The following is a 3474-nucleotide window of genomic DNA, read 5'->3' on the forward strand; positions in this document are numbered from 1 at the left end:
GTGGTAAGAAGGTTGTTTATTTTTGGGACATGCCATATAGCTATAAGCAAAATGGACTATTAGTTTCATTTGGTGAAACAGCTAAGGCATTTAATGTTAAGCCTCCAGTAGGATATACAAAGGAAAGCATAGAGGGAATACAAACAGAACTTAGTAGTGAAACTATTTCTGTTTTCTCAGGTAATGATAATAAGGTAAACACAAAACCTTCAAAAACTCCTAATATAATTGGAATACAATTAGAGTCATTTATGAATCCTGAGCATATTCCAGGGATTAAAATGAAAACCAATGTTTTAAAAAACTATAATAAAATGTTTAACTCATATCCAAATGGAGTGTTAAATGTTCCATGTTATGGTGGAGGAACAGTTAGAAGTGAATTTGAAGTGTTAACAGGTCTTAACACAGATTTTTTACCTGTTGGGGAGATTCCTAACAACAATATTTTAAAGAAGCAAACAGTTGAAAGTATGGCTTATATATTAGGGGACAATGGATATAATACATCTGTTGTTCACAACTATACAGCTAACTTCTATGATAGGGATATAGTATATCCTAATTTAGGATTCGAAAACTATATTGCTATGGAATATATGAAAAAGCCAGAAAACCTAGATAAGGGTGAAATGTATCCTGAGGATATGGTTAATTTAGACACTATGAAGGAGCTTCTAAATAAGAAGGAGCCTCAGTTTATATATAATATTACTGTTGAAAGTCATGGTTCATATAGTGAAAAACTTACAAACGAAGACTTTGACGTAGTAGATAAAACCTTAGATCCTAAGGCTATAAGCCAAATACAAGGTTTAATAAATAAGCTTAAGGGGGTAGACGCCTACCTTGGAGAACTTATGAAGTTTATTGAATCAACAAATGAGCCTACTGCTGTAGTAGTATTCTCAGACCACCTTCCGTCACTAGATGCACTTAACAAGGAAGGGGCACTTGATAGTAAGAAAAAGTACCAAACAGAGTATTTTATATGGAATAACCTAGGCTTTGAAAAAACATCAAAGGAACTTGAAGCATATGAAATATCAAGCTATCTATTTGATTTAATTGATATAAAGGACGGGATTATTCCAACCTTCCATAACAAATATAGTGGAAGTAAGGAATATGAAGAAACATACAAAAACCTTCAATACGATATGTTATACGGAGAAAAATATATATTCGGCGGTAAACTTTATAAGAAGTCTAACATGAAAATGGGACTTCACGACATAAAGGTTAAGGAATACTATGTAGAAGGAAATAACCTTGTAGTTAAGGGAGAGAACTTTAACTACAAAACAGGTATATTAGTTAACGGAAAGCTTATACCTACTAAGTTTATAGACGAAAACACTGTTATTTCAAAGGAAGACGTTAAATCTCCAAAAAAAATCAGCACAGGCCAAATCGGTAAAAACGATAAAATCCTAAGCAAAACTAAGGAACTAGAATAAACCAAAGGCTGTCTTAATTATAATAAGGCAGCCTTTTTTACATCTACAGTTAATAGGCCCTATTTACTTTCATATTCGATGGGATTATTCCAAGAAACTCTAAGATGAAAAATCCCACTAGCATATCCTGAAAGCCACCACCTACTACCAACGAACCCCCAACCAAAAAGACCCCCCCAAAATTTAATTACTTATAAATACATACAAGAAAACCGACCTAAGGGGAGCTTAGGTCGGTTTTATAATTTAGGGATTGATATCTGGTATGTTTATTTAGTAGTTAGGGGATATGAGTTAATTATAGCCTATAAGATAATAATAATCAATACTAATGGATAAAAATTTTCCGTAAAAATTAAAATTTTTTATTTGGTAAAATAGTATAGAAAATATAATAGGGTGTTATTAGTAAATATAAAGGGTTAATGTGTATAATAGAAGTTAGGAATATCTACATAGGAGGAATTGTTATGAACATAATTAAAGATAGTATGACGGCTAAGGAAAGAGTTAAAACATATTTTGATGGAGGGGAAGTTGATAGACTACCTTGTTTTGTTTTTCTAGGGGATATGGGATGCCACTTTATGAATGTAGATGTTAGTAAGTACTATACTGATGCAAATACTATGAAAGACGTAGAGGTTTTTCTTTTAGATAAGTTTTCAATGGATAATATGGGAGTTGGAATTGATGGTAAGCTTATAGCTGAGATATATGGTGGGGAGGTTATTCTACCAAAGGATGAGGTTGCTTACATTAAAAAGGCGCCACTTGAGGATTATAGAGATCTTGATAATTATAAGCTTATGAATCCATATAAGGATGGTAGATTACCTACTGTTATGAAGTCACTTGATATGCTTATTAAGGAAGTTGGGCATAGAATAGATGTTGGAACAGCAACTGTTGGGCCTATGACTATAGCAGCATCACTTAGGGATGCTAATCAGTTAATGAGGGATATGAGAAAGGACCCTGAGAATGTTCATAAGTTACTTGAGTTCTCACTTCAAACTAATATTGAGTATGTTAAGGCTGTTTATAATGAGTTTGGGGTAGGAGTTGGAATAGCTGACCCTGTTTCAAGCTGTACTTTAATTGGAGCTAAGTATTTTAGAGAGTTTTCTAAGCCATACTTATCAAGATTATGTGATGAAATACTAAGAATAACAGGAAGTAAGCCTTCGCTTCATATATGCGGTTCAACTAAGAGTATATGGAAGGATCTTCGTGAAATTAATATATCAAGCTTCTCACTTGATAATTGTGAGGATATAGGTGAACTTAAGGATGCTATAGGTGATAGCAAGTGTATAGTTGGGAACGTTAAGCCTGTAGAAACACTTAAGTTTGGAACCTATGAAGATGTACTTAAGGAGTCAAGAATATGCATTGAAAAGGGTATAGATAGTAAGAATGGATATATTCTATCATCAGGATGTCAGATACCAATAGGAACATGTGAAGAAAATGTTCATGGACTTGTTGATGGATGTAGATTATATGCTAGGGGAGTTAAAATGAACAAAAACTAATTTAAAAGGGTAGCCCTTATAAGATTAGTTAAGCAGGAGGGTTATATGACAGATAGAAATAAGGGAATTATGTGGATAGTAATATCTGCGCTTGGGTTTGCTATTATGTCTGCATTTGTTAAGCTTTCAGGTGATATACCAACACTTCAAAAAGCTCTATTTAGAAATGCAGTATCGATTCTTATAGCATATCCCCTTGTTAAAATAAATAAGCAAAGCCTATTTGGTAAGAGGGAGAACCAAAAGTATCTTCTACTAAGGTCTATTTTAGGACTACTTGGAGTTGTACTTTACTTCTATGCAATTGATAACCTAGTATTATCAGATGCTGAGATGCTTAATAAGCTTAGTCCATTTATAGTTATTATATTCTGTAGTATTTTCCTTAAAGAGAAGGTAAATAGGGTGCAATGGGCAGCACTACTTGTTGCATTTATAGGGTGTTTACTTATTATTAAGCCTCAGCTTAATATTGA

At 33.1% G+C, this 3474-nt stretch carries 3 protein-coding genes; all 3 read left to right on the top strand.

Features of this window, described 5'->3' with window-relative positions; genetic code table 11:
• The coding region (locus RR539_RS06010; RefSeq protein WP_332500244.1) for an LTA synthase family protein at window positions 1-1460 on the top strand (1460 nt) is incomplete at its 5' end.
• A gap of 470 nt (window positions 1461-1930) precedes the next feature.
• Window positions 1931-2998 (top strand): uroporphyrinogen decarboxylase family protein, encoded by a 1068-nt coding sequence (locus RR539_RS06015; protein ID WP_332500245.1) that lies wholly within the window; start codon window positions 1931-1933, stop codon window positions 2996-2998.
• A 45-nt stretch (window positions 2999-3043) separates the two neighbouring features.
• On the top strand, window positions 3044-3474 hold a 431-nt coding region (locus RR539_RS06020), incomplete at its 3' end, for a DMT family transporter (RefSeq protein ID WP_332500246.1).

It is taken from the genome of Clostridium sp. (assembly GCF_036639235.1).
Taxonomy (GTDB): domain Bacteria; phylum Bacillota; class Clostridia; order Clostridiales; family Caloramatoraceae; genus Clostridium_AB.

Bases quoted from the DNA above. Each gene is read 5' to 3' on its own strand.
- RR539_RS06015 (WP_332500245.1), top strand. From the start codon at position 1,931: ATGAACATAATTAAAGATAGTATGACGGCTAAGGAAAGAGTTAAAACA.